The sequence below is a fragment of the Proteus sp. TSJ240517 genome, from assembly GCF_047921575.1.
In the GTDB taxonomy this organism is placed as follows: Bacteria; Pseudomonadota; Gammaproteobacteria; order Enterobacterales; family Enterobacteriaceae; genus Proteus.
Genome location: NZ_JBLRMH010000008.1, coordinates 170,903 through 194,229, shown reverse-complemented (window position 1 = coordinate 194,229; position 23,327 = coordinate 170,903). Strand labels below are relative to the sequence as shown.

At 40.4% G+C, this 23,327-nt stretch carries 20 protein-coding genes; 17 read left to right on the top strand and 3 right to left on the bottom strand.

The window, feature by feature from the left end; translation table 11 throughout:
* Nucleotides 1–75 precede the first annotated feature (75 nt).
* Complete coding sequence (gene ackA / locus ACNARN_RS14510) at nucleotides 76–1,278, bottom strand: acetate kinase (RefSeq protein ID WP_109374116.1); 1,203 nt, start codon at nucleotides 1,276–1,278, stop codon at nucleotides 76–78.
* A gap of 392 nt (nucleotides 1,279–1,670) precedes the next feature.
* Here ackA and yfbV point away from each other — a divergent pair, with 392 nt between their 5' ends.
* From yfbV to ACNARN_RS14485, 5 genes are all read left to right on the top strand, one after another.
* Nucleotides 1,671–2,126: a terminus macrodomain insulation protein YfbV gene (gene yfbV, locus ACNARN_RS14505; RefSeq protein ID WP_069367978.1), complete on the top strand. Its 456-nt coding sequence runs from the start codon at nucleotides 1,671–1,673 to the stop codon at nucleotides 2,124–2,126.
* 139 nt (nucleotides 2,127–2,265) lie between these two features.
* Nucleotides 2,266–2,760 carry a YfbU family protein gene (locus tag ACNARN_RS14500; protein ID WP_100158514.1) on the top strand — a complete coding sequence of 165 codons (495 nt, stop codon included), beginning with the start codon at nucleotides 2,266–2,268 and terminating at the stop codon, nucleotides 2,758–2,760.
* Between the two features lie 53 nt (nucleotides 2,761–2,813).
* Nucleotides 2,814–3,476 (top strand): sugar phosphatase, encoded by a 663-nt coding sequence (locus ACNARN_RS14495; protein WP_198619764.1) that lies wholly within the window; start codon nucleotides 2,814–2,816, stop codon nucleotides 3,474–3,476.
* Between the two features lie 109 nt (nucleotides 3,477–3,585).
* Nucleotides 3,586–5,415 (top strand): SLC13 family permease, encoded by a 1,830-nt coding sequence (locus ACNARN_RS14490; protein WP_196735072.1) that lies wholly within the window; start codon nucleotides 3,586–3,588, stop codon nucleotides 5,413–5,415.
* Between the two features lie 190 nt (nucleotides 5,416–5,605).
* The gene (locus tag ACNARN_RS14485) at nucleotides 5,606–6,829 is read left to right on the top strand and encodes a hypothetical protein (protein WP_416304601.1); all 1,224 of its coding nucleotides are present in this window, start codon (nucleotides 5,606–5,608) and stop codon (nucleotides 6,827–6,829) included.
* Nucleotides 6,830–6,876: 47 nt separating this feature from the next.
* On the opposite strand, the gene yfbR is transcribed toward ACNARN_RS14485, so the two are convergent.
* Together yfbR and ACNARN_RS14475 are read right to left on the bottom strand one after the other, a co-directional pair.
* Complete coding sequence (gene yfbR, locus ACNARN_RS14480) at nucleotides 6,877–7,458, bottom strand: 5'-deoxynucleotidase (RefSeq protein WP_049203494.1); 582 nt, start codon at nucleotides 7,456–7,458, stop codon at nucleotides 6,877–6,879.
* 135 nt (nucleotides 7,459–7,593) lie between these two features.
* Nucleotides 7,594–8,808, bottom strand: coding sequence for a pyridoxal phosphate-dependent aminotransferase (locus ACNARN_RS14475; protein WP_100158515.1), 1,215 nt, complete (start codon nucleotides 8,806–8,808; stop codon nucleotides 7,594–7,596).
* A gap of 860 nt (nucleotides 8,809–9,668) precedes the next feature.
* Between ACNARN_RS14475 and hexA the strand changes: the two genes are divergently transcribed.
* From hexA to nuoL, 12 genes are all read left to right on the top strand, one after another.
* Complete coding sequence (gene hexA / locus ACNARN_RS14470) at nucleotides 9,669–10,586, top strand: transcriptional regulator HexA (protein WP_109374122.1); 918 nt, start codon at nucleotides 9,669–9,671, stop codon at nucleotides 10,584–10,586.
* Nucleotides 10,587–11,385: 799 nt separating this feature from the next.
* Entirely contained in the window at nucleotides 11,386–11,838 is a 453-nt protein-coding gene (locus ACNARN_RS14465) for an NADH-quinone oxidoreductase subunit A (protein ID WP_036912633.1), read from the top strand.
* 17 nt (nucleotides 11,839–11,855) lie between these two features.
* The gene (locus ACNARN_RS14460) at nucleotides 11,856–12,530 is read left to right on the top strand and encodes a NuoB/complex I 20 kDa subunit family protein (RefSeq protein ID WP_004243697.1); all 675 of its coding nucleotides are present in this window, start codon (nucleotides 11,856–11,858) and stop codon (nucleotides 12,528–12,530) included.
* A 76-nt stretch (nucleotides 12,531–12,606) separates the two neighbouring features.
* On the top strand, nucleotides 12,607–14,403 hold the full coding sequence (gene nuoC / locus ACNARN_RS14455) for an NADH-quinone oxidoreductase subunit C/D (RefSeq protein WP_100158480.1): 1,797 nt from the start codon (nucleotides 12,607–12,609) through the stop codon (nucleotides 14,401–14,403).
* 2 nt (nucleotides 14,404–14,405) lie between these two features.
* A complete protein-coding gene (nuoE, locus tag ACNARN_RS14450) occupies nucleotides 14,406–14,951 on the top strand; it encodes an NADH-quinone oxidoreductase subunit NuoE (RefSeq protein ID WP_006533305.1) in 546 nt (181 codons plus the stop codon).
* Nucleotides 14,948–16,312, top strand: a complete 1,365-nt coding sequence (gene nuoF / locus ACNARN_RS14445; RefSeq protein ID WP_023581728.1) for an NADH-quinone oxidoreductase subunit NuoF — start codon at nucleotides 14,948–14,950, stop codon at nucleotides 16,310–16,312. The genes nuoE and nuoF overlap by 4 nt, the downstream gene beginning before the upstream one ends.
* Before the next feature lie 53 nt (nucleotides 16,313–16,365).
* Nucleotides 16,366–19,098 (top strand): NADH-quinone oxidoreductase subunit NuoG, encoded by a 2,733-nt coding sequence (nuoG, locus tag ACNARN_RS14440; RefSeq protein WP_198619768.1) that lies wholly within the window; start codon nucleotides 16,366–16,368, stop codon nucleotides 19,096–19,098.
* A complete protein-coding gene (gene nuoH, locus ACNARN_RS14435) occupies nucleotides 19,098–20,075 on the top strand; it encodes an NADH-quinone oxidoreductase subunit NuoH (RefSeq protein ID WP_006533300.1) in 978 nt (325 codons plus the stop codon). The genes nuoG and nuoH overlap by 1 nt, the downstream gene beginning before the upstream one ends.
* A 14-nt stretch (nucleotides 20,076–20,089) precedes the next feature.
* Nucleotides 20,090–20,632 carry an NADH-quinone oxidoreductase subunit NuoI gene (nuoI, locus tag ACNARN_RS14430; RefSeq protein ID WP_006533299.1) on the top strand — a complete coding sequence of 181 codons (543 nt, stop codon included), beginning with the start codon at nucleotides 20,090–20,092 and terminating at the stop codon, nucleotides 20,630–20,632.
* 12 nt (nucleotides 20,633–20,644) lie between these two features.
* Entirely contained in the window at nucleotides 20,645–21,178 is a 534-nt protein-coding gene (gene nuoJ / locus ACNARN_RS14425; RefSeq protein ID WP_109374124.1) for an NADH-quinone oxidoreductase subunit J, read from the top strand.
* The gene (gene nuoK / locus ACNARN_RS14420; protein ID WP_099073810.1) at nucleotides 21,175–21,477 is read left to right on the top strand and encodes an NADH-quinone oxidoreductase subunit NuoK; all 303 of its coding nucleotides are present in this window, start codon (nucleotides 21,175–21,177) and stop codon (nucleotides 21,475–21,477) included. Before nuoJ ends, nuoK begins: the two co-directional genes overlap by 4 nt.
* Nucleotides 21,474–23,309, top strand: coding sequence for an NADH-quinone oxidoreductase subunit L (gene nuoL / locus ACNARN_RS14415; RefSeq protein ID WP_416304600.1), 1,836 nt, complete (start codon nucleotides 21,474–21,476; stop codon nucleotides 23,307–23,309). The genes nuoK and nuoL overlap by 4 nt, the downstream gene beginning before the upstream one ends.
* The last annotated feature ends 18 nt before the right edge of the window (nucleotides 23,310–23,327 follow it).

Sequence of the window (23,327 nt, the reverse complement as noted above, 5' to 3'; positions counted from 1 at the left end):
AAACCTCTTTAAATATCGGTTGCTCGTTATGTAAAACAGTACTGCCAGTATTACACTGGCAGTACATCAAAGAACTTAAGCGGTCAGGCGACTTGCGTCCTGAGCGATAACTAACTCTTCGTTAGTTGGGATAACAACAGCAAGACGGCTGTTATCGGTAGTGATAGTGCCTGATTTACCGAAACGTGCATCTAAGTTACGTTGATGATCAACTTCAAAACCTAACAGAGCCAGTTTTTTCAGTGATAATTCACGTACCATTGCTGCGTTTTCACCGATACCACCAGTAAAGATAATAGCATCTAAACGACCTTCCATCAGTGCACAGTAAGAACCGATGTATTTCGCTAAACGATGGCAGTAAACGTCCATTGCACGTTTAGCATCTGCTTTAGTGTCGTAGTTATCTTCAACATAACGGCAGTCACTAGTGACTTCAGTTAAACCTAATAAACCAGATTCTTTAGTCAGCAGTTTGTTGATGTCTTCAACGCTCATGCCTAAAGCATCATGTAAATGGAACACGATAGCAGGATCGATATCACCACTACGAGTACCCATGACTAAACCTTCTAATGGAGTCAGCCCCATAGAAGTATCAACACATTTACCATTAACGATAGCAGAAACAGAACCACCATTACCTAAATGGCAAGTGATTACGTTCAGTTCATCAACAGGTTTGTTTAACATTTTAGCGGCTTCACGAGAAACGAAGAAATGGCTAGTTCCGTGAGCACCATAACGACGGATGCTGTGATCTTTATATAAGCTGTATGGCAGAGCATACAAATAAGCTTCTTCTGGCATTGTTTGATGGAATGCAGTGTCAAATACAGCAACCATTTTTTCAATTAAATGAGGGAATGCTTTACGTGCTTCTTCAATACCAATAAGGTGAGCTGGGTTATGCAATGGTGCAAATGGGATTGCTGCTTCAATACCTTTGATAACGTCGTCAGTGATCACGACAGATTTAGTGAATTTCTCGCCACCATGAACAATACGGTGACCAATAGACGCGATTTGTGCAGAAAGTTCTGGTTTTTGAGCCAGAATAGTATTTACGATGAAGTTTAATGCTTCGCTATGAGCAGCGCCTGCGCCTAACGCAGCTTCGTGTTTCTGGCCATCCATTTTCCATTTCAGGCGGGCTTCAGGAAGGTTGAAGCATTCAGCCAAACCTGACAGGAATTCATCACCATTTTCTGGGTTGATAATTGCAAATTTAAGAGAAGAACTACCGCAGTTCAGTACCAGCACCAGCTTACTTGACATGGAATTACCTATTTATCTTGTTGTCGTAGTGTCTTTTATATTATAAAGACGGTGGTTAATAAAACGTCAATCATAAAAGCCTATCGCATTCCTATGATGACATTAATGACGCGCATCATGCTTAAAGTAAAAAACTTGATGCTAATTATAGTTGCCAATCATTAATTGGACGATTTTTATTCACCCATTAACTTTTCGCGTTAAAATCGGCGAAAAGGGTTGAAAATCACGCCGGCAAACAAAATATAGCGCTTTATTGCCACAAAGCTTTAGAATGGGCACAGGATACAGAGTAAAGGCAACAAAGACAAAATATACTTAATTCTACTAAAAGATTTTTATTCTTTATAGGTATTTTTTAAAAGTTACAAAAGAAATTGATTGAGGTCATTATGAGCGAACCGACAGTGACTCCCCCCGGCTTTTTTAAGAAGCTTCGTTTGGGTAACGAGTATTTAAAAACCTGGCCGGTTGAAAAGCAGTTAGCGCCTGTTTTCCCTGAAAATCGTATTGTCAAAGCCACGCGCTTTGGTATTCGCTATATGCCACCTATCGCCATTTTTACAATGACATGGCAAATCGCATTAGGCGGCAATTTAGGGCCAGCAATTACAACAGCGCTCTTTGCTTGTAGCTTGCCAATGCAAGGATTATGGTGGTTAGGCAAGCGTGCAGCAACGCCTCTTCCTGCTACGTTATTGCGCTGGTTTTATGAAATTCGTGAGAAATTTGAAGAAGCAGGTATCGCTTTAGCCCCTGTAGAGCAAACACCGACTTACCTTTCTTTAGCCCATTTATTAAAACGTGCTTTTAAGCAACTGGATCGTTCTTTTCTTGATGATGTGTAGAACATTTGTTCTACCTTCTTCGTTTGTCATTATTGTCATCTGAATTACCCCGTTGAGATCAAAAAACGCGTAGTTAGCACTACTCAATACTTTTGATTAATGTCATGCTCTCCTCAATGATTTCTTTGGAGAATTAATGATGGAAATGACACACGCACAACGCTTGATCCTCTCTAATCAGTATAAAATGATGACTATGATGGATCCTGATAACGCTGAACGTTATCGTCGCTATCAGACAATTATTGAACGTGGTTATGGATTACAATTACGTGAACTTGATCGTGACTTCGATGAAATGTCAGAAGAGACTTGCCGTACCATTATTAACGTCATGGAAATGTACCATGCACTGCAAGTTTCTCGTGATAACTTAAAAGAACAAGAGATGCCAGATGCTCGACGTGTCGCATTTATAGGCTTTGATGCGGCGACAGAATCCCGCTATCTTAGCTATGTGCGTTTTATGGTGAATACAGAAGGGCGTTACACGCATTTCGATAGTGGCAGTCATGGTTTTAACTCTCAAACACCAATGTGGGAAAAATACCAAAGAATGCTTAATGTTTGGTTAGCGTGCCCTCGCCAATATCACCTTAGCACCGTTGAAATCCAGCAAATACTTAATGCGTAATTGCAGTACATAATAGTTAACGCATCACTATAAGGTAAAAGTAGGCATAAAATATGGCAATCACATGTAAAGGTTTTCTGTTTGATTTAGATGGAACATTAGTCGATTCATTACCAGTTGTTGAACATTGTTGGGCGTTATTTGGTGAGCGTGTCGGTGTATCAACACAAGAGATTAATGACTACATCCACGGAAAGCCTGCTATTGAGTCGATTCGCCATTTTATGCCTAATGCCACCGAACAAGAGATAACCGAGACATTTCGTTGGTTAGAGAAATTAGAATCAACACAAATAGAAGGTTTAGCCCCGCTTCCGGGGGCTATTGAGTTAATTAATCGCCTTAATGACTTAAATATTCCGTGGGCGATTGTCACATCAGGTACGGTTCCGATCGCAACAACACGCCAATCTGTTACGGGTATTCCAGAACCTAAGCATTGGGTTACAGCGGAATGCATTAGTAAAGGTAAACCTAATCCCGAGCCTTATCTTTTAGGTGCCAAAAAGTTGGGATTATTACCACAAGATTGTGTGGTTTTTGAAGATGCAGCTGCGGGGCTCTACTCTGGTTTAGATGCGGGATGCCAAGTTGTTGCCGTTCATGCCCCTCTTTCTCTCCCTCGCCGTAATGAGATTCATTTAATTATTGATTCTTTAAATGATATTCAAATCGAGAAGCAAGCTGAAAAAGTAATAATAACGCACAAAAGATAGTCTTTTCTTTGATCATATTAGAAGATTTATTGTTGTAAAAATGGTCTACTTATCAATGTAGTGAATTGATGTCTTAAACTGTTTTCACTTATTGCTGATCGAGGCCATTTTGAATAGCGAATTATTATGGGTTTTAAGCCTGCTATTGATAGCTATTGTCCTTTTTACGACCAACAAAATCCGCATGGATGTGGTCGCTTTACTTGTCATCATCGCATTCGTTCTTAGCGGTACTCTCTCATTAAATGAAGCCACGGTAGGGTTTAGCGATCCTAACGTATTACTTATTGCGGCCCTTTTTGTTATTGGTGAAGGGTTAGTGAGAACAGGTGTGGCTTATCAAATGGGGGACTGGCTAGTTCGTGTCGCGGGTAGCAGTGAAGTTAAAATGCTTGTGCTATTAATGATATGCGTTGCAAGTTTAGGTGCTTTCATGAGTTCAACAGGTGTTGTTGCCATCTTTATTCCTGTTGTATTGAGTGTTGCTGCTCGAATGAAAACATCGCCAGGTCGTTTAATGATGCCGTTAGGCTTTGCTGGACTGATTAGTGGATTAATGACCTTAGTGGCAACACCACCTAATATGGTTGTTAACAGTGAATTAGTCAGAGAAGGTTTACCGAGTTTTCAGTTTTTCTCCATTACACCTATTGGTATCGCCGTATTATTCGCAGGTATTCTCTATATGCTGGTGGTACGTCGATGGCTAGGAAATAACGATAATGGTAAGCAAAAAGAAGCTTATCGTCGGACTTTCCGTGATCTTATTCGTGATTATCAGTTAGCTGGGCGTGCTCGTCGTTTAGCCATTCGTAAAGGTTCTCCGCTAGTCGGTCATTCACTTGATGAATTACACTTACGTTCTCGTTATGGTGCAAACGTTGTCGGTATTGAACGCTGGAGGCGCTTTCGGCGTGTTATGGTTAGCGCAACGGGGGGTACTGAATTAAGAGAGCGTGATGTTTTATTGGTTGATATGTCAGCCAGTGATGTCGATTTACGTGAGTTTTGCCGTGAACAGCTATTAGAGCCAATGGTATTGCGGGGTGAATATTTTTCTGAACAATCTCGTGATGTAGGGCTTGCTGAAGTCTCCATGAATCCTGATTCCGAATTATTAGGTAAATCATTAAGAGAAATTAAATTTCGTACCCGTTATGGACTAAACGTGGTTGCTATTCGTCGTGAAGGAAGTGCTTTACCGGGTAAAATTGTCGATGAGCCATTACGCCTTGGTGATGTGTTGTTGGTGATTGGTGATTGGAAGTTAATCCGTATTCTTTCGACGAAACCACGTAATTTTATTGTGTTAAATTTAGCTGCAGAAATTGAAACTGTTGCCCCTGCTTCATCCCAAGCTCCTCATGCATTGTTTTCGTTAGCATTAATGGTGGCGTTAATGGTGACGAATGAAGTCCCTAATTTTATTGCGGCACTTATTGCCTGTTTATTAATGGGTAAATTCCGTTGTATTGATATGGAAAGTGCTTATCGCTCTATTCATTGGCCAAGTATTATTTTAATTGTCGGTATGATGCCTTTTGCAGCCGCATTACAAAAAACAGGTGGTATAGAGCTGATTGTTAATGGCTTAATGGATGTGGCGGGCAGTGCTGGCCCTCAAGTGATGTTGGTGTGTTTATTTATACTTTGTGCATCAATTGGGTTGTTTATTTCCAATACGGCAACGGCGGTATTAATGGCACCAATAGCTATTGCTGCTGCGAATCAAATGAATGTGTCACCTTTACCGTTTGCAATGGTGATAGGTGTTGCAGCATCTGCAGCATTTATGACGCCAGTTTCATCGCCTGTTAATACGCTGATCCTGGAGCCGGGTGGTTATAAGTTTGCCGACTTTATCAAGATTGGTGTGCCATTTACGGTTATTGTGATGTTGATTAGTGTCTTCCTGATCCCGCTATTATTCCCATTCTAAATATTAATACTTTTGTTTTGCTGAAACGCTGTTTGTTAATTAATAAACAGCGTTTTTTATTTATTGGGCGATGTTTTTTATTTGATGTATGCGACATATCTATGAATGTGTGTTTTCTGAAAATCTTTCTTAGAAAAAAAAGTATAGTCATATTATTGATCTGAAAATAATTTAATAAGAGAGACATATAATGTGTATAAATTCAATAAGCACCTCAAACAAAATTTTGATTCAGAATGATAAAAGTACTCAAGATAACAAGAGAATAAGCACTATATCAAACAATAGTAGAGAGTTTAAAACTAATGGCAATATTCATACATCAAAAGAAAGTAACAAAGTATTAAGTAATAAAATAAAAGAGATAATAATAGAAAAAAATAGCCAGGGTAAATCAACAGCAAGAGTAAATAATAAAAATTTAACTCAAAGTGTTAGCGATGATCTAAAACAGATAAAACAGGCTATTTCTACACGTCCTACTGTTTTTAAAGGATTGATCGCGAATAATTTGATGAATAATAAAGAAAGTGTGGGGAATGAGATATTATCAAAGTATAATAATTTTACTTCATTAGCACCTGAGTTTCATGATAAAGCATCAAAAGCAATGACTAATTTTTCTATTTCATTAGAATTAAAAAATGCAGATGAGGCAATAATCTTTTCTATATTAGAAAATAATAATAAGAATGATTCTGTTGAGTATGTAAAGGATTATTTAAATGAGAAATACCAAGGATATATAGACGCTGTAAAAAATAAGTTGAATATCACTAATAGAGCGAAAAATATATTAAAAACAATGGAGTCAAATAAATTTGATAAAAAAATAGAAGGTCTTTTTGAACTTGTTAATGATTTTAAAAATAAAAATATTGTTAGAAATAAAAGTGATTTAAATACACATGATATTTTTCAAGGAATTGCTGAACACTATCTTAATGACAATAATATTCATGTTAATTTAGAACAAGCCGAAAATATTATTGAAAAAATGATCAAAGATAAAGGTTTAGAGTTTGCTGCAACATTAAACTCAGAAAAACGATTAGAGACAGTTAATTCGGCAATTGACCAAACATTAGATTATATGAAAGCACTAAAACTTAATGAAAATAAAAATGATATAATAATGCTTGCTATGGGAAAAACAAAAAGTATCAATAGAAGTAATGTATTTATTAGAGGTATGAAAGGAATAAGAAATCTAGTTATTGGTAAAGATAATAGCAAAATTGAGAGGCTAAATAAATTAACAGAAGGTTTGATCGTAAGTTTTGAATCCAATACATTGAAGTTTTTAGCAGAAAATATAAAGGAAATGGAAAATATAAAGGAAATGGAAAATATAAAAGGTATGAATGATAAGGATATTAATCCTGATAAAAACGATGTAAAAAATGAAGATTGATTTATATCATTAAATTATAGTATCAACTTTAAAGTGAGTGATTATTATCACTCACTAATTTCATCAAGCGATAAACTAAACCCTGGTACAAACACCTTCATAAAATAGTCCATTTCTGGGCTATGTCTTTCTGCTAGGGTCTTTTCTAACCGATTTTTAGCCAGATTAAATTCGCTATTACCGGCTGCTAACTCTTCAAGACATTTTAAATAAGCGCACAGACTATCTGCTTGTTTTACAATAAAGGTTTCTTCCTCGCTATGTAATTGCTCATCAATAAGAGGGCGAAAGTCATCTTGTAATTCTTCGGGTAACATTTCAATTAGTTTTTGCTGCGCGTATTTTTCTATTTTTTTATATTCATGAGCAATTTGAGGATTGTGATATTTAATAGGCGTTGGCATATCGCCAGTGATCACTTCGCTTGCATCATGATACATCGCTTGTAATGCAATTCGTTCGGCATTGACATTGCCATCAAATTTACGATTTTTAATCACCGCTAAGGCATGGGCAACAAAAGCCACTTGTAAACTGTGCTCAGACACATTTTCTTGGCGAATGTTACGCATTAAAGGCCAACGAGTAATGAGTTTTAAGCGAGAAAGGTGGGCAAAAAAGTAACTCATAATATCTCCCAATTGCGTGATTGAAGTGATTATTGTGAGTGGATAATTAACAGATGTAAACGTAAATAAAAAAGAAAATAAAAAAACGCAATATAACTGATTGTTATACTGCGTTTTATTTTGATTTGATAAGTCTTATTGGTGATAACCCACGATAAAACGACCAAATTTTTGAATTGCCATATCTAAATCATCTTCACGAGGAAGGGTAACGATACGGAAATGGTCTGGGTGTGGCCAGTTAAATGCCGTTCCTTGTACTAATAGCACTTTTTCTTGCAACAATAAATCGAGGATCATTTTCTGATCGTCTTTAATACTGTAGCGATTTAAGTCAATTTTAGGGAACATATAAAGAGCACCCATTGGCTTAACGCAAGAAACACCAGGAATTTGATTGATCAGCTCCCAAGCTCGATTACGTTGTTCGTATAAGCGACCTCCCGGAAGGATAAATTCACTAATACTTTGATAGCCGCCTAATGCAGTTTGAATGGCGTGTTGCATCGGAACGTTAGCGCATAAACGCATAGACGCTAACATATTCAAGCCTTCAATATAGCTTTTAGCATGTTTTTTAGGGCCGTTTAGTACCATCCAACCTTGACGAAAACCAGCAACACGATAGGTTTTTGATAAACCATTAAAAGTGACGGTTAATAAATCCGGTGCCATTGCAGCAATAGAGTGATGCTCTGCATCATCATAGAGAATTTTATCGTAGATCTCATCTGCAAAGATAATCAGGTCATGCTGACGAGCTATTTCAACGATTTCCATTAGAATATCTTTGCTATATACCGCACCAGTTGGGTTATTTGGGTTGATAATAACAATGCCGCGAGTATTTTTTGTAATTTTACTGCGGATATCATCTAAATCAGGGAACCAACCTTGTTGCTCGTCACACATATAGTGAACGGCATTTCCTCCCGAAAGAGAAACTGCGGCAGTCCATAAAGGATAATCAGGCGCAGGTACTAGCATTTCATCGCCATTATTCAATAAGGCTTGCATTGCTTGTACGATTAACTCGGAAACACCATTACCAATATAAATGTCTTCAACCGTGATATCACGCATATCACGAGCTTGATAATGCTGCATGATAGCTTTACGCGCCGAAAATAGACCTTTGGAGTCACTATAACCCTGAGAGCTTGGTAGATTGCGGATCACATCTACTAAAATTTCATCAGGTGCTTCAAAGCCAAAAGGTGCTGGGTTACCAATATTGAGTTTTAAAACTTTGTTACCTTCTTCTTCCAGACGTTTTGCTTCTTGCAAAACCGGACCTCTAATGTCGTAACAGACATGTTCGAGTTTGTTTGATTTTTTAATCTGATTCATAGCGCGTTTACCTAATAGGGTCTGACTCGTATCTTTATTGTGATTATGGCGACTTAGCGATATTTATCACCGATTGCTATTCATATAGAAAGATACAAATGAAAAGGCTGTCCCAGCAAATAACTGTTCTATCACTCTACTCTTACGTTACAAACTTTTGAAGATGCTAGGTAATTTTTGGTGTAAAAGGTCAGTTTATTCTTAGAATGTTATTTTGATGACTAATTGTATTGCTTATGGCGGATTTATGTTTCAGTTTTGAAAAATAATCTGGATTATTATTCTATTGAAAGAGGGCTTTTTAGTGTGGTGATTAGAAATAAGTTGATGTGATACACAGGTAGATGAAATGTTGCATAATCAATTATTGAATAATTTTATCGGATTTGTATTATCTGGCTTAATATATTAAATTTTCAAATAATATGGTTAAATCTATTTAATTCTATAGCAATCAATTAGTTTAAGTATAAATTAAATTTAAATCTTAAATTTAATTTATAGGGGAAGATACTTAAATTCGAATGCATAGTTAAGATAATTTAAATTATTTTCAAAATGTTAAAATTTATGAATGAGAAAGCAATATAGTATGATCTAAGTCTAACTTGTGATGACGGTATACAGTTCTTTCTTGTGAATGCTTGAAATGATAATAAAATTTAATTTGTTACAAAAAGATGCAATTCCTTTCCATCTAGGAGGTGTAAACGATAAGAAACAAATGTAAAGTATTCGGTATGTCTTTGCTCTCTTTTTCAGAGTAGAGTACTGTCTGAATCGGAAGTCTTTTTTAGACTTTTGATATAAAACACCAGGTATATGTAATTTAAAAATCAAAAATAAGTGAAGAATAAACAATGATTAATGCAAATCGTCCGATAATGAATCTCGACCTCGATCTGCTTAGAACGTTTGTAGCTGTAGCAGATTTGAACACTTTTGCAGCAGCCGCTGCTGCTGTATGTCGAACCCAATCTGCTGTGAGTCAGCAGATGCAACGTTTAGAGCAATTGGTCGGTAGAGAGCTTTTTGCCCGCCATGGTCGTAATAAACTTTTAACAGAGCATGGCCTACAACTGTTAGGTTATGCTCGTCAAATTCTGCGTGCAAATGATGATGCAACGGCATCATTAACGTATAGCGATGCAGAAGGGGAGCTACGTATTGGTGCTTCTGATGACTCTGTTGATACTTTATTACCGTTTTTATTAAACCGTATCGCATCCGTGTATCCACGTTTAGCTGTTGATGTTCGCATTAAGCGTTCTCAATATATTGAAACAATGCTAGATAATCATGAAATTGATTTAGCATTAACAACAGCACGTATTGGTCATCATCCTCGTACAGCGTTACGTACAGCACCAGTGCTATGGCATTGCGCGCCAGATTTCCAATTACAAATGAATGAGCCTATTCCTTTAGTTGTAATGGATGAAACGAACCCATTCCGTCAATTAGCGATAAACACGTTAGATGATGCTGGGATCCAATGGCGTATTGCTTATGAAGCAGCTTCTTTATCAGCTGTTCGTGCCGCAGTTAATGCAGAAGTGGGTATTACTGCGCGTCCACTTGAAATGCAAAATGCCGATTTACGTATTTTAGGCGAAAGCGAAGGATTACCTCGTTTACCTGAAACACAGTATTGGTTGTATCGTAACTCTGATGAACAAAATGAAGCGGTGTTAACGGTATTCAATGCGATTGAAAACAAGAAGACACCTTATACCGTCACTGCATCTGAAGATATTAGCTCTACTGAACTTGAATAATCACATTAATAATTGTGTGAATTTTTTAGCGTTAGAACACAAAAATTAAAGATTAAAAAAGAGTCAAATAAAACTGGATAGTGATGAATAGTGATAAACGGGAATAGATGCAATTAAGTGCGTTTATTTCCGTTTTTTATTGCCATTTTTTGAAATAGTAACACCTTGTTAATAATTATGTTGTTTTATGTATTTATCTTTGTGACATTTCATCCCAAAACTACCTTAACTGTTTGTTAAAAAAATGTTTACCTTTCCGCTTGGTTAATCAGTTGTAGGATTTGTTAACAAATAAAAAGATTGTCTAGGTTTTAAGAGAATAAAAAAGTAAATCTAATCGGATATTTGACCTCCTCCACAATATTAGAAAGTTAATTTGTTAAAATTTGGATAAATTTTAAACTGATTAAGTATTTTTTCGACTATTTTGTGAGTTTGATCAAGAAAATAAGGCACATTTGCCTGTGTTGAGTCAGGTTTTTCCTGAGATACTGGTGTAGTAAAATCGAATTATCGGTTAGACTAAGCGTGTTAGCATAAAGTTTGTCGGTTGACTGACACGTTTTAGCATTAGCCAGTAATTGAGTGTTAAAAATGAGTGTTAAATTTGTTAAATCGCGATGGAAAACTGAGTGATTTGTCGCAAAGTTTTCCAAAAAATAATAAAGGTATAAATAGACTGTTATTATTTCTTTAATTAGCAAGTCTGTTTAATTCGCCTTTTTTTTCGTAATTAGAAATGTGGTGTAAACCGCCGGATAAGAGTTGGTTAATTGACACCACCTTTGATGAGTAAGCAATGAGTATGTCTACAACCACCGAAGTTATCGCCCATCATTGGGCATTTGCTGTCTTCCTCATAGGCGCATTGGGGTTATGTTCGCTCATGTTGTTGGGTGCCCGCTATTTAGGCGGACGCGCACAGGCAAGGGCAAAGCATGTTCCTTATGAATCTGGTCTTGATTCTGTTGGCAGCGCTCGTCTGCGCATGTCAGCTAAATTCTATTTAGTTGCCATGTTTTTCGTTATTTTCGATGTTGAAGCACTGTTTCTTTATGCCTGGGCTGTTTCCGTTCGTGAAGTTGGCTGGTTAGGCTTTATTGAAGCGTCAGTCTTCATCGCTATTTTATTAGCTGGATTATTCTATTTGGTTCGTATAGGCGCATTAGATTGGACGCCTGTTCGCTCTCGTCGTGAAACCGCGAGTAAAAGCCATGTTCGATTAACCAGCGGCAAACATCCGCAGCAGTAATAAGCGAGGCATTAGAAATGGATTATACGCTCACCCGCATAGATCCGAACGGTGAGAATGACCGTTATCCCCTGCAATCACAGGAAATTGTCAGTGACCCATTAGATGCTCACGTTCATCGCAGCGTGTATATGGGAAAACTGGAACATGCGTTGCATGATGTTGTGAACTGGGGACGGAAAAACTCTTTATGGCCATATAACTTTGGTCTTTCCTGTTGTTATGTTGAAATGGTGACGTCATTTACGGCTGTGCATGACGTGGCTCGTTTTGGTTCAGAAGTATTACGTGCATCACCTCGTCAAGCTGACTTTATGGTGGTTGCGGGTACTTGCTTTACTAAAATGGCACCCGTTATTCAACGTTTATACGATCAGATGTTAGAGCCTAAATGGGTTATCTCTATGGGGGCATGTGCAAACTCTGGTGGTATGTACGACATCTACTCAGTAGTGCAAGGTGTTGATAAGTTCATTCCAGTTGATGTGTATATTCCTGGCTGTCCACCACGCCCTGAAGCTTACATGCAAGCACTGATGTTATTACAAGAGTCCATTGGTAAAGAACGTCGCCCATTATCATGGGTTGTCGGCGACCAAGGTGTTTACCGTGCCAATATGCAATCAGAACGAGAAAGAAAACACGGTGAACGTATCGCAGTGAAAAACCTGCGTACTCCTGACGAAATTTAAAGGCTTTTGCCTAAGACGTAACCAGAGCAATGTGTTGCGATCATAGTAACCCTGATCAAAGTTGTGGTGAATAGAAATGACCGATCAGATAGCGCAAAAAGGCGCTCGGCCAGCGTGGGAAACGACCGATCATATTGATGATCAGGTGGTTAATGAACTGCGTCAGAAATTTGGGCCAGATGCGTTTACGTTCCAGCCTACTCGTACTGGCATGCCAGTTGTTTGGGTAAAACGGGAACAACTTATTGAGGTAATGCTATACCTCAAATCTTTACCAAAACCTTATGTCATGCTGTTTGATATGCATGGTTTTGATGAGCGTCTTCGTACGCATCGTCAAGGCTTGCCAGCAGCAGACTTTTCTGTTTTCTATCATCTGATATCAATCGATCGTAATAAAGATATCATGCTGAAAGTCGCATTAAGTGAAAATGATCTTAATGTTCCGACTATCACATCTATCTTCCCTAACTCGAATTGGTATGAGCGTGAAGTCTGGGATATGTTTGGGATTGTCTTTAATGGGCATCCAAATTTACGCCGTATTATGATGCTTCCTGATTGGGAAGGTCATCCGCTGCGTAAAGATTATCCTGCTCGTGCGACAGAGTTCGATCCTTATGTGCTGACAAAGCAGAAACAGGATCTGGAAATGGAATCGCTGACATTCAAACCTGAAGAGTGGGGGATGAAACGCGGTACTGAGAATGAGGACTTTATGTTCTTAAACCTCGGTCCTAACCATCCATCATCTCATGGTGCATTCCGTATTATTCTTCAGCTTGATGGCGAGGAGATCGTCGACTGTGTGCCTGACGTGGGTTATCACCACCGTGGTGCTGAAAAAATGGGTGAGCGCCAATCTTGGCACAGTTATATCCCATACACAGACCGAATTGAATACCTCGGCGGATGCGTTAACGAAATGCCTTATGTACTTGCAGTGGAAAAACTTGCCGGTATTGAAGTGCCTGAACGCGTTAAAGTCATTCGTGTCATGCTGTCTGAGCTATTTCGTATTAATAGCCACTTACTGTATATCAGTACCTTTATCCAAGACGTTGGTGCGATGACACCCGTGTTCTTTGCCTTTACTGACCGTCAAAAAGTTTACAACATCGTTGAAGCAATTACCGGATTCCGTATGCACCCTGCATGGTTCCGTATCGGTGGTGTTGCTCATGACTTACCTCGCGGTTGGGAACGCTTATTACGTGAATTCTTAGATTGGATGCCAAAACGTCTAGATTCTTACGTAAAAGCAGCACTGCAAAACAGTATCTTAAAAGGTCGTACTATTGGTGTTGCCTCATATAATACTAAAGAAGCATTAGATTGGGGTGTCACAGGTGCAGGTCTTCGTGCAACCGGGGTTGAGTTTGACGTGCGTAAATGGCGTCCATATTCAGGTTATGAAAACTTTGAATTTGAAATCCCTGTCGCAAGTAATGGTGACTGTTATGACCGCGTAATGCTGAAAGTAGAAGAACTACGCCAAAGCTTACGTATTCTGGAACAGTGCTATAAAAATATGCCAGAAGGGCCATTTAAAGCAGACCATCCACTGACAACGCCTCCACCAAAAGAGCGTACATTACAGCATATCGAAACTATGATTAACCACTTCCTACAGGTTTCATGGGGTCCTGTTATGCCTGCTAATGAATCATTCCAGATGGTTGAAGCCACTAAAGGGATCAACAGCTATTACTTAACCAGTGATGGCAGCACAATGAGCTACCGTACCCGTATTCGTACGCCAAGTTTTGCTCACTTGCAGCAAATCCCCGCAGTTATCCGCGGTAGTCTGGTTTCTGACTTGATTGTGTATCTGGGAAGTATTGATTTTGTAATGTCGGATGTGGATCGTTAATCATGCAAAATGAATTAAACCAAAAAGATGATGCTGTGCAGATCGAAATCGTTGATGTAACACATTCAAAGAAAGCAACGTTTGTTTTAACTGAAGAAGAACGTGCTGAAATTGAACAAGAAAAACATCATTACGAAGATCCGCGAGCAGCCTCTATTGAAGCACTGAAAATTGTGCAAAAGAACCGTGGTTGGGTTGAAGACGGCGCAATTTATGCGATTGCGGATGTTCTTGGGATCCCTGCAAGCGATGTTGAAGGCGTTGCGACGTTCTATAGCCAAATTTTCCGTCAACCCGTTGGCCGTCACATCATTCGTTTTTGTGACAGCGTGGTTTGTCATATTACAGGTTATCAAGGCATTCAAGCAGCGATTGAAAAGCACCTTAATATCATTCCTGGTCAAACTACACCAGATGGTCGCTTTACGTTACTGCCAACCTGTTGTTTAGGTAATTGTGATAAAGGCCCTACTATGATGGTAGATGACGATACTCACAGCTTTGTTAAACCTGAAGAGATTGAAACGTTACTGGAGCAGTATCCATGACAGCAATTTCAGGAGCAAAACCGATTATTCGTAGCGCAGAAACGCATCCGCTAACGTGGCGCTTACGTGATGATCGTCAGCCTGTATGGCTGGATGAATACCGTGCTACAAACGGTTATAAAGCGGCAGAAAAAGCATTAAAAGGTATGTCACCGACTGAGGTGACCACTGAAGTTAAAGATGCTGGCCTAAAAGGTCGTGGTGGTGCTGGATTCTCAACAGGCTTGAAATGGAGCCTGATGCCAAAAGATGAAAGCATGAATATCCGTTACATCCTTTGTAACGCAGATGAAATGGAGCCGGGTACTTATAAAGACCGTCTCTTAATGGAAGAACTTCCACATCTGTTAATTGAAGGGATGATTATCGGCGCTCACGCACTAAAAGCTTACCGTGGCTATATTTTCCTTCGTGGCGAATATATCGAAGCGGCTAAGAATCTGCGCCATGCTATTGAAGAAGCAAAAGCAGCAGGCTTTCTGGGTAAAAACATCTTTGGTTCAGGCATTGATTTTGAACTGTTTGTTCACACGGGTGCAGGTCGTTACATCTGTGGTGAAGAGACAGCATTAATCAACTCATTAGAAGGTCGTCGTGCTAACCCGCGCTCTAAACCTCCATTCCCTGCAACATCAGGTGCATGGGGTAAACCAACTTGTGTCAATAACGTTGAAACACTGTGTAATGTGCCTGCGATTATTGAACACGGCAAAGATTGGTATATCGGCTTAAGTGAAGGTAAAAGCCCAGATGCGGGTACTAAATTAATGGGATTCTCAGGTCGCGTGAAATATCCGGGCTTATGGGAATTACCATTTGGTACAACAGCGCGCGAGATCCTTGAAGATTACGCAGGCGGTATGCGTGATGGTCTTAAGCTAAAAGCATGGCAACCGGGTGGTGCAGGTACTGACTTCTTAACAGAAGATCACCTCGATCTTCCAATGGATTTTGGCACGATTGCAAAAGCAGGTAGCCGTTTAGGTACAGCACTTGCAATGGCGGTAGATAATGAAATTAATATGGTTTCATTAACCCGTAACTTAGAAGAGTTCTTTGCTCGTGAATCTTGTGGCTGGTGTACACCTTGTCGTGATGGCTTGCCATGGAGTGTCGAAATCTTACGTGCGATAGAAAACGGTAAAGGTCGCCCTGGTGATATCGAAACCCTTGAACATTTATGTCGTTCTTTAAGTCCGGGACACACATTCTGTGCTCACGCACCGGGTGCAGTAGAACCTTTACAAAGCGCCATTAAATATTTCCGTGAAGAATTTGAGGCTGGCATTATTCAAGAAGATTATACCAATGCCAACTTGATCAGAGGTATTCAGCCTAACTTACTGAAAAGCCGCTGGTAATTTTTCACGACACATTCTAGGTTTAACGCCTGCTGTGCAGGCCTTTGGGAAGCATGCTGACTATGGCTACGATTCATGTAGACGGCAAAGAATATGAAGTTAACGGGGCTGATAACCTGTTAGAAGCCTGTCTTAATTTAGGCTTAGATATTCCTTATTTTTGCTGGCATCCAGCGCTGGGAAGCGTTGGCGCTTGCCGCCAGTGTGCGGTTAAGCAGTATCAAAATGCTGAGGATACCCGCGGTCGTTTAGTGATGTCTTGTATGACACCTGCGACTGATGGCACGTTTATCTCTATCGATGACGAAGAAGCGAAGAAATTCCGCGAAAGCGTTGTTGAATGGTATATGACAAACCATCCTCATGACTGTCCAGTTTGTGAAGAAGGCGGTAACTGCCACCTTCAAGATATGACGGTAATGACAGGTCACACTATGCGTCGCTATCGCTTTACTAAGCGTACACATAGAAACCAAGACTTGGGACCGTTTATTTCTCACGAAATGAACCGTTGTATTGCTTGTTACCGCTGTGTTCGTTACTACAAAGATTATGCTGATGGTACTGATCTTGGTGTCTTTGGTGCACATAACAACGTATTTTTTGGACGCGTTGAAGATGGCACATTAGAGAGCGAATTCTCAGGTAACTTGGTTGAAATTTGTCCGACGGGTGTTTTCACCGATAAAACCCACTCATCTCGTTATAACCGCAAATGGGATATGCAGTTTGCACCAAGCATTTGTCAGGGTTGTAGCATGGGTTGTAACATCAGCCCTGGTGAACGTTATGGTGAATTACGTCGTATCGAAAACCGTTATAACGGGACTGTAAACCGCTATTTCCTTTGTGACCGTGGTCGTTTTGGCTATGGCTATGTGAATTTAGCAAGCAGACCTCGTCAACCTAAAAAACGTTTAGGCAGTAACTGGTTAGAAATTAACGCTGTTCAAGCGACTCAAGCAGCTGCGGATATGCTGAAGAAAAGTCAGCGTATCGTGGGTATTGGTTCCCCGCGTGCAAGCATTGAAAGTAACTTCGCATTACGTGAAGTTGTTGGCGCTGAAAACTTCTATAGCGGTATCTCTGCATCAGAGCAAAAACGTCTGACCTTAATGTTAGATATTTTACAAAAAGGTGGCGTTCATACTCCATCTCTGCGTGAAATTGAAGATTACGATGCCGTTTTAGTGTTAGGTGAAGATTTAACACAAACTGGTGCTCGTATGGCATTGTCTGTACGTCAGGCCGTGAAAGGTAAAGCGCGTGAAATGGCGGCAGCTCAAAAAGTGGCTGACTGGCAAATTGCTGCGATTATGAATATCGGGCAACGTGCAAAATACCCACTGTTTGTCACTCATGTTGATGAAACTCGCCTCGATGATGTTGCTGCGTGGAGTTATCGCGCACCCGTTGTTGATCAAGCACGTTTAGGCTTTGCGATTGCGAATAACATTAACGGTGATGCACCAGCTGTTGATGGTATTGATGAAGCGCTGAATAAACACATCGAAATGGTTGTTCAAGCACTTTCTCAAGCCAAGAAACCATTAATTATCAGTGGTAGCCATGCGGGTAGCGAAGACGTTATCAAAGCAGCCGCTAACATTGCTTTTGCATTAAAAGCAAAAGGTAATGAAGTAGGGCTTTCTTTCGTTGCTGATGATGCAAACAGCATGGGTCTTGCCATGATGAATGCACAGCCACTTGATGACGCATTAAAAATGATGCGTAGTGGTCAAGTTAACACCGTTGTTGTCATGGAAAACGATTTATATCGTCATTTTGATGCCGACGTGATTGATGATGCGATTGCTAAAGTAGATAACTTAATTGTCATCGACCACCAGCAAACTGACATTATGGCGAAAGCACATCTTGTTCTCCCAGCTTCTTCATTCGCTGAAAGTGATGGAACAATGGTGAGTCAAGAAGGCAGAGCACAACGTTATTTCCAAGTTTTCGAACCTTCTTTCTATAACAAAGAAGTGGTGATGCATGAAAGCTGGCGTTGGTTGAGTGCGGTTGATTCACAATGGCATGAAAGAACACTGGATTGGACACAGTTAGACAATGTGATTGAACATTGTGCGACGAGTCTTCCTCAGTTTGCTGGCATTGTTGATGCGGCACCAAATGCGTCATTCCGTATTCGTGGACAAAAACTGGCTCGTGAACCACATCGTTATAGTGGTCGTACATCTATGCTGGCGAATGTGTCTGTTCATGAACAGCGCCAACCAAAAGATATCGACACCCCATTTGCGTTCTCAATGGAAGGTAATAACAGCCCAACAGCACCTCGTCAGCAAATTCCATTTGCATGGGCACCAGGTTGGAACTCACCTCAAGCATGGAATAAATTCCAAGCAGAAGTGGGTGGTAGCTTACGCTTTGGCGATCCAGGTGTGCGTTTAATTGAATGTGGTGATAATACACTTGGCTACTTCACTGATATTCCTGCGCCATTTAATGCACAGAAAAATCAATGGACTGTCGCACCTTGCTACCGTTTATTTGGTAGTGAAGAGTTATCACAACGCGCTGAAGTTATCCAATCTCGTATGGAAACCGCTTATTTAACATTGAGTGAATCTGATGCCCAAGCATTAGCGTTAACTCAAGGTCAGCAAGCTATGTTTACTTACGAAGGCCGTGAATTCACCTTACCTGTGAAAATCAGTGCTCACCTGACTCAAGGTCAAATTGGCTTGCCGTTAGGTATGGCAGGTATTTCTCCATCGCTGGTGGGTGTATCGGTTCGTCAACTGCGGGGTATTGCATAATGAGCTGGTTATCTCCTGAAGTTACAGAGATTTTACTCACCGTATTAAAAGCCGTTGTGATCTTGCTTGTTGTGGTCACTTGTGGTGCTTTTATGAGTATGGGGGAACGCCGTTTACTGGGCTTATTCCAAAACCGTTATGGGCCTAACCGTGTAGGTTATGCAGGTTCAGCGCAGCTAATTGCGGATATGATCAAAATGTTCTTTAAAGAGGACTGGATCCCGAAATTTGCTGACCGCTTTATCTTCACCATTGCACCAGTAATTGCGTTTTCATCTTTACTGCTGTCATTTGCGATTGTACCTGTTAGCTCAACATGGGTTGTTGCTGACTTAAACATCGGTATTTTGTTCTTCTTGATGGTTGCAGGTATTGCGGTGTATGCCGTGTTATTTGCAGGATGGTCAAGTAATAACAAATATTCACTGTTAGGTGCAATGCGTGCATCAGCACAAACCGTAAGTTATGAAGTGTTCTTAGGACTTTCAATCTTAGGTGTTGTTGCACAAGCGGGCTCTTTTAACCTGACTGACATCGTAAACTCACAAGCAAATATGTGGAATGTCATCCCACAATTCTTTGGCTTTATTACATTTGCGATTGCTGGGGTTGCTGTTTGTCACCGTCATCCATTTGACCAACCTGAAGCTGAGCAAGAGCTGGCTGATGGTTATCACATTGAATATTCTGGTATGAAATTCGGTTTATTCTTTGTTGGTGAATATATCGGTATCGTTGCGGTATCGGGTCTTATCGTGACGTTATTCTTTGGTGGTTGGCAAGGGCCTTTCTTACCATCATTCATTTGGTTTGCACTGAAAACAGGGTTCTTCATGATGATGTTTATCCTTATTCGTGCATCGTTACCGCGTCCGCGCTACGACCAAGTGATGTCTTTTGGTTGGAAAATTTGCTTACCGTTAACGCTTATCAATCTGCTGGTCACTGCTGCAGTGATACTTTACAACGCTCAATAAGGGGTGATTGAACCATGACTTTAAAAGAGTTATTGACTGGTTTCGGCACCCAGGTACGAAGCATTTGGATGATTGGCTTACATGCCTTCGCCAAACGTGAAACACAGATGTACCCGGAAGAACCTGTCAATGTTGCACCACGTTATCGTGGACGAATTGTGTTGACTCGTGATCCTGATGGTGAAGAACGCTGTGTTGCTTGTAACTTGTGTGCAGCAGTCTGTCCAGTTGGCTGTATTTCATTACAGAAAGCAGAACATGAAGATGGTCGTTGGTATCCGGAGTTTTTCCGTATCAACTTTTCTCGCTGTATTTTCTGCGGTTTATGTGAAGAAGCTTGCCCAACAACGGCGTTACAATTAACGCCTGATTTTGAAATGGGTGAGTTTAAGCGTCAGGATTTGGTTTATGAAAAAGACGATCTGTTGATTTCAGGGCCAGGCAAATATCCTGAATATAACTTTTACCGTAAAACAGGTATGGCGATTAACGGCAAAGATAAAGGTGATGCGGATGATGAAGCTAAACCTATCGATGTCAAAAGCCTGTTACCGTAAGGAGCGATATTCATGGAATTTGCATTTTACATCGCGGGGCTGATTGCCATCCTTGCAACATTGAGAGTGATCACTCATACCAATCCTGTACACGCTTTATTGTACTTAGTGATTTCATTGATTGCGCTCTCTGTGGTTTTCTTCTCGTTAGGCGCCTATTTTGCTGGTGCATTAGAAATCATTGTTTACGCTGGCGCCATTATGGTGTTATTCGTTTTCGTGGTGATGATGCTCAACTTAGGTAAATCCGTTGTTGATCAAGAGAAAAAGTGGCTACAACCGAAGTTTTGGATTGGGCCTGCGCTTTTATCTCTGACGCTATTAGTCGTGTTAATTTACGCCATTAGTAGTGTCACTCACGGTGAAATTGCTGGAGAAGTGATTGGCGCGAAAGAGGTCGGTATTAGCTTATTTGGGCCTTATATTCTGGCTGTTGAGTTAGCATCTGTTCTCTTATTGTCTGGATTGATTGTTGCTTACCACATTGGTCGTGATAAGAGCCATGACGATCTCGTCGAAAACGAAAACGCAGGGGAGCAAAAATGATACCTCTTCAACATGGTTTGATCTTGGCTGCGGTACTGTTTGTGTTAGGTTTTACCTGCTTAGTACTTCGCCGCAACCTGTTGTTTATGTTGATCGGACTAGAAATTATGATTAATGCAGCTGCACTGGCATTTGTTGTCGGTGGTAGCTTTTGGGGTCAAACAGATGGTCAGATAATGTATATCATGGCAATCAGTTTGGCGGCGGCAGAGGCAAGTATTGGTCTGGCATTGTTGTTACAGCTTCATAGACATCGCCAAAACATCAATATTGATACAGTCAGTGAGATGCGCGGATGAATATACTCTATTTAACCATTCTGCTACCACTGCTGGGATTTTTACTGCTCGCTTTCTCGCGTGGTCGTTGGTCTGAAAACGTATCAGCATGGATTGGTACAGGTTCTGTTGGTCTATCTGCCCTTGTTGCACTTTGGGCAGGTATGGATTTCTTTGCTAATGGGCAAGAAACGTATGTTCTGACTTTATGGAACTGGATGTCAGTAGGGAATTTCAATATTCCGTTTACACTGGTTCTTGATGGTCTTTCATTAACCATGCTGGGTGTGATTACCGGTGTTGGCTTCCTTATTCATATGTATGCATCTTGGTATATGCGTGGCGAAGAAGGGTATTCTCGCTTCTTTGCTTATACCAACTTATTTATCGCAAGTATGGTTGTCTTAGTACTGGCTGATAATATGATGCTGATGTATATGGGGTGGGAAGGGGTTGGTCTATGTAGTTACCTGCTAATTGGTTTCTATTATAGCAATCCTGCTAATGGCGCAGCTGCGATGAAAGCGTTTATCGTAACGCGTATCGGTGATGTGTTCTTAGCTATCGGTATGTTTATCCTATTTGACCAATTAGGTACATTGAGCTTCCGTGAAATGGCAGTACTTGCTCCTGAGCAATTAGCAGTAGGATCAAGCGTCATTAACTGGGCAATGTTAATGGTATTAGGCGGTGCAGTCGGTAAATCAGCACAGCTTCCATTACAAACATGGTTAGCGGATGCGATGGCAGGCCCTACACCAGTATCTGCATTAATCCACGCCGCAACGATGGTTACGGCAGGTGTATATTTGGTTGCACGTAGTAACGCGCTATTCTTAATGGCACCTGAAGTACTTGAATTAGTCGGTATTATTGGTGCAGTCACATTAGTGTTAGCGGGCTTTGCGGCTTTAGTACAAACCGATATCAAACGTATTCTTGCTTATTCAACCATGAGCCAAATTGGTTATATGTTCTTGGCTTTAGGCGCTCAAGCATGGGATGCGGCAATTTTCCACTTAATGACTCACGCTTTCTTTAAAGCATTACTGTTCTTATCTGCAGGCTCTGTGATTGTTGCCTGCCACCACGAGCAGAATATCTTTAAGATGGGCGGATTACGTAAGAAGATCCCATTTGTTTACGCCTGTTTCCTAATTGGTGGTGGCGCATTAGCGGCATTACCACTGTTAACAGCAGGGTTCTTCAGTAAAGATGAAATCTTATGGGGTGCGTATTCAAACGGGCATTTTAACTTAATGCTTGCAGGTTTAGTTGGTGCGTTATTTACGTCACTTTATACCTTCCGTTTGATTTTCATCGTATTCCATGGTGAAACCAAAACCGAAGCACACCAAGTTAAAGGGTTTACACATACTTTCCCATTAGCGGTATTAGCACTGTTATCAACATTTATCGGTGCGTTAATTACTCAACCGTTAGGTGCTGTTTTCCCTGAAGGAAGCGCATCGCATGAGGGTAAATATGTATTAGAAGCGCTTTCTGGTGTGGTAGCGATAGTAGGCGTTGCCATTGCAGCATGGTTATACCTGAAACAGCGTCAATGTGTTTCTAAGGTTGCTAATACTCGTACAGGTCGTTTCTTCTCAACATGGTGGTTCCATGCTTGGGGATTCGATGCACTGTATGAAGTGCTGTTTGTCAAACCTTATAAAGGGGCGGCGTGGCTTATCCAAAATGATCCTGTTAACCAATTCTTTAATCTATTCGGTTGCCTGCTTAAAGGCACCAATAAAGGGTTAAGTTTCAGTGAGAATGGATTGGCACGTTGGTATGCGGCTTCTCTCGGTTTAGGTGCAGTGCTGGTTATCGCTCTGCTGCTTCTGGTTTAATTAAGGGACACATTGCGC

Excerpts from the sequence above, each read along its gene's own strand:
- ackA (WP_109374116.1), bottom strand. The coding sequence starts at position 1,278 with ATGTCAAGTAAGCTGGTGCTGGTACTGAACTGCGGTAGTTCTTCTCTT.
- yfbV (WP_069367978.1), top strand. The coding sequence starts at position 1,671 with ATGAGCGAACCGACAGTGACTCCCCCCGGCTTTTTTAAGAAGCTTCGT.
- ACNARN_RS14500 (WP_100158514.1), top strand. The coding sequence starts at position 2,266 with ATGGAAATGACACACGCACAACGCTTGATCCTCTCTAATCAGTATAAA.
- ACNARN_RS14495 (WP_198619764.1), top strand. The coding sequence starts at position 2,814 with ATGGCAATCACATGTAAAGGTTTTCTGTTTGATTTAGATGGAACATTA.
- ACNARN_RS14485 (WP_416304601.1), top strand. The coding sequence starts at position 5,606 with ATGTGTATAAATTCAATAAGCACCTCAAACAAAATTTTGATTCAGAAT.
- yfbR (WP_049203494.1), bottom strand. The coding sequence starts at position 7,458 with ATGAGTTACTTTTTTGCCCACCTTTCTCGCTTAAAACTCATTACTCGT.
- ACNARN_RS14475 (WP_100158515.1), bottom strand. The coding sequence starts at position 8,808 with ATGAATCAGATTAAAAAATCAAACAAACTCGAACATGTCTGTTACGAC.
- hexA (WP_109374122.1), top strand. The coding sequence starts at position 9,669 with ATGATTAATGCAAATCGTCCGATAATGAATCTCGACCTCGATCTGCTT.
- ACNARN_RS14465 (WP_036912633.1), top strand. The coding sequence starts at position 11,386 with ATGAGTATGTCTACAACCACCGAAGTTATCGCCCATCATTGGGCATTT.
- ACNARN_RS14460 (WP_004243697.1), top strand. The coding sequence starts at position 11,856 with ATGGATTATACGCTCACCCGCATAGATCCGAACGGTGAGAATGACCGT.
- nuoC (WP_100158480.1), top strand. The coding sequence starts at position 12,607 with ATGACCGATCAGATAGCGCAAAAAGGCGCTCGGCCAGCGTGGGAAACG.
- nuoE (WP_006533305.1), top strand. The coding sequence starts at position 14,406 with ATGCAAAATGAATTAAACCAAAAAGATGATGCTGTGCAGATCGAAATC.
- nuoF (WP_023581728.1), top strand. The coding sequence starts at position 14,948 with ATGACAGCAATTTCAGGAGCAAAACCGATTATTCGTAGCGCAGAAACG.
- nuoG (WP_198619768.1), top strand. The coding sequence starts at position 16,366 with ATGCTGACTATGGCTACGATTCATGTAGACGGCAAAGAATATGAAGTT.
- nuoH (WP_006533300.1), top strand. The coding sequence starts at position 19,098 with ATGAGCTGGTTATCTCCTGAAGTTACAGAGATTTTACTCACCGTATTA.
- nuoI (WP_006533299.1), top strand. The coding sequence starts at position 20,090 with ATGACTTTAAAAGAGTTATTGACTGGTTTCGGCACCCAGGTACGAAGC.
- nuoJ (WP_109374124.1), top strand. The coding sequence starts at position 20,645 with ATGGAATTTGCATTTTACATCGCGGGGCTGATTGCCATCCTTGCAACA.
- nuoK (WP_099073810.1), top strand. The coding sequence starts at position 21,175 with ATGATACCTCTTCAACATGGTTTGATCTTGGCTGCGGTACTGTTTGTG.
- nuoL (WP_416304600.1), top strand. The coding sequence starts at position 21,474 with ATGAATATACTCTATTTAACCATTCTGCTACCACTGCTGGGATTTTTA.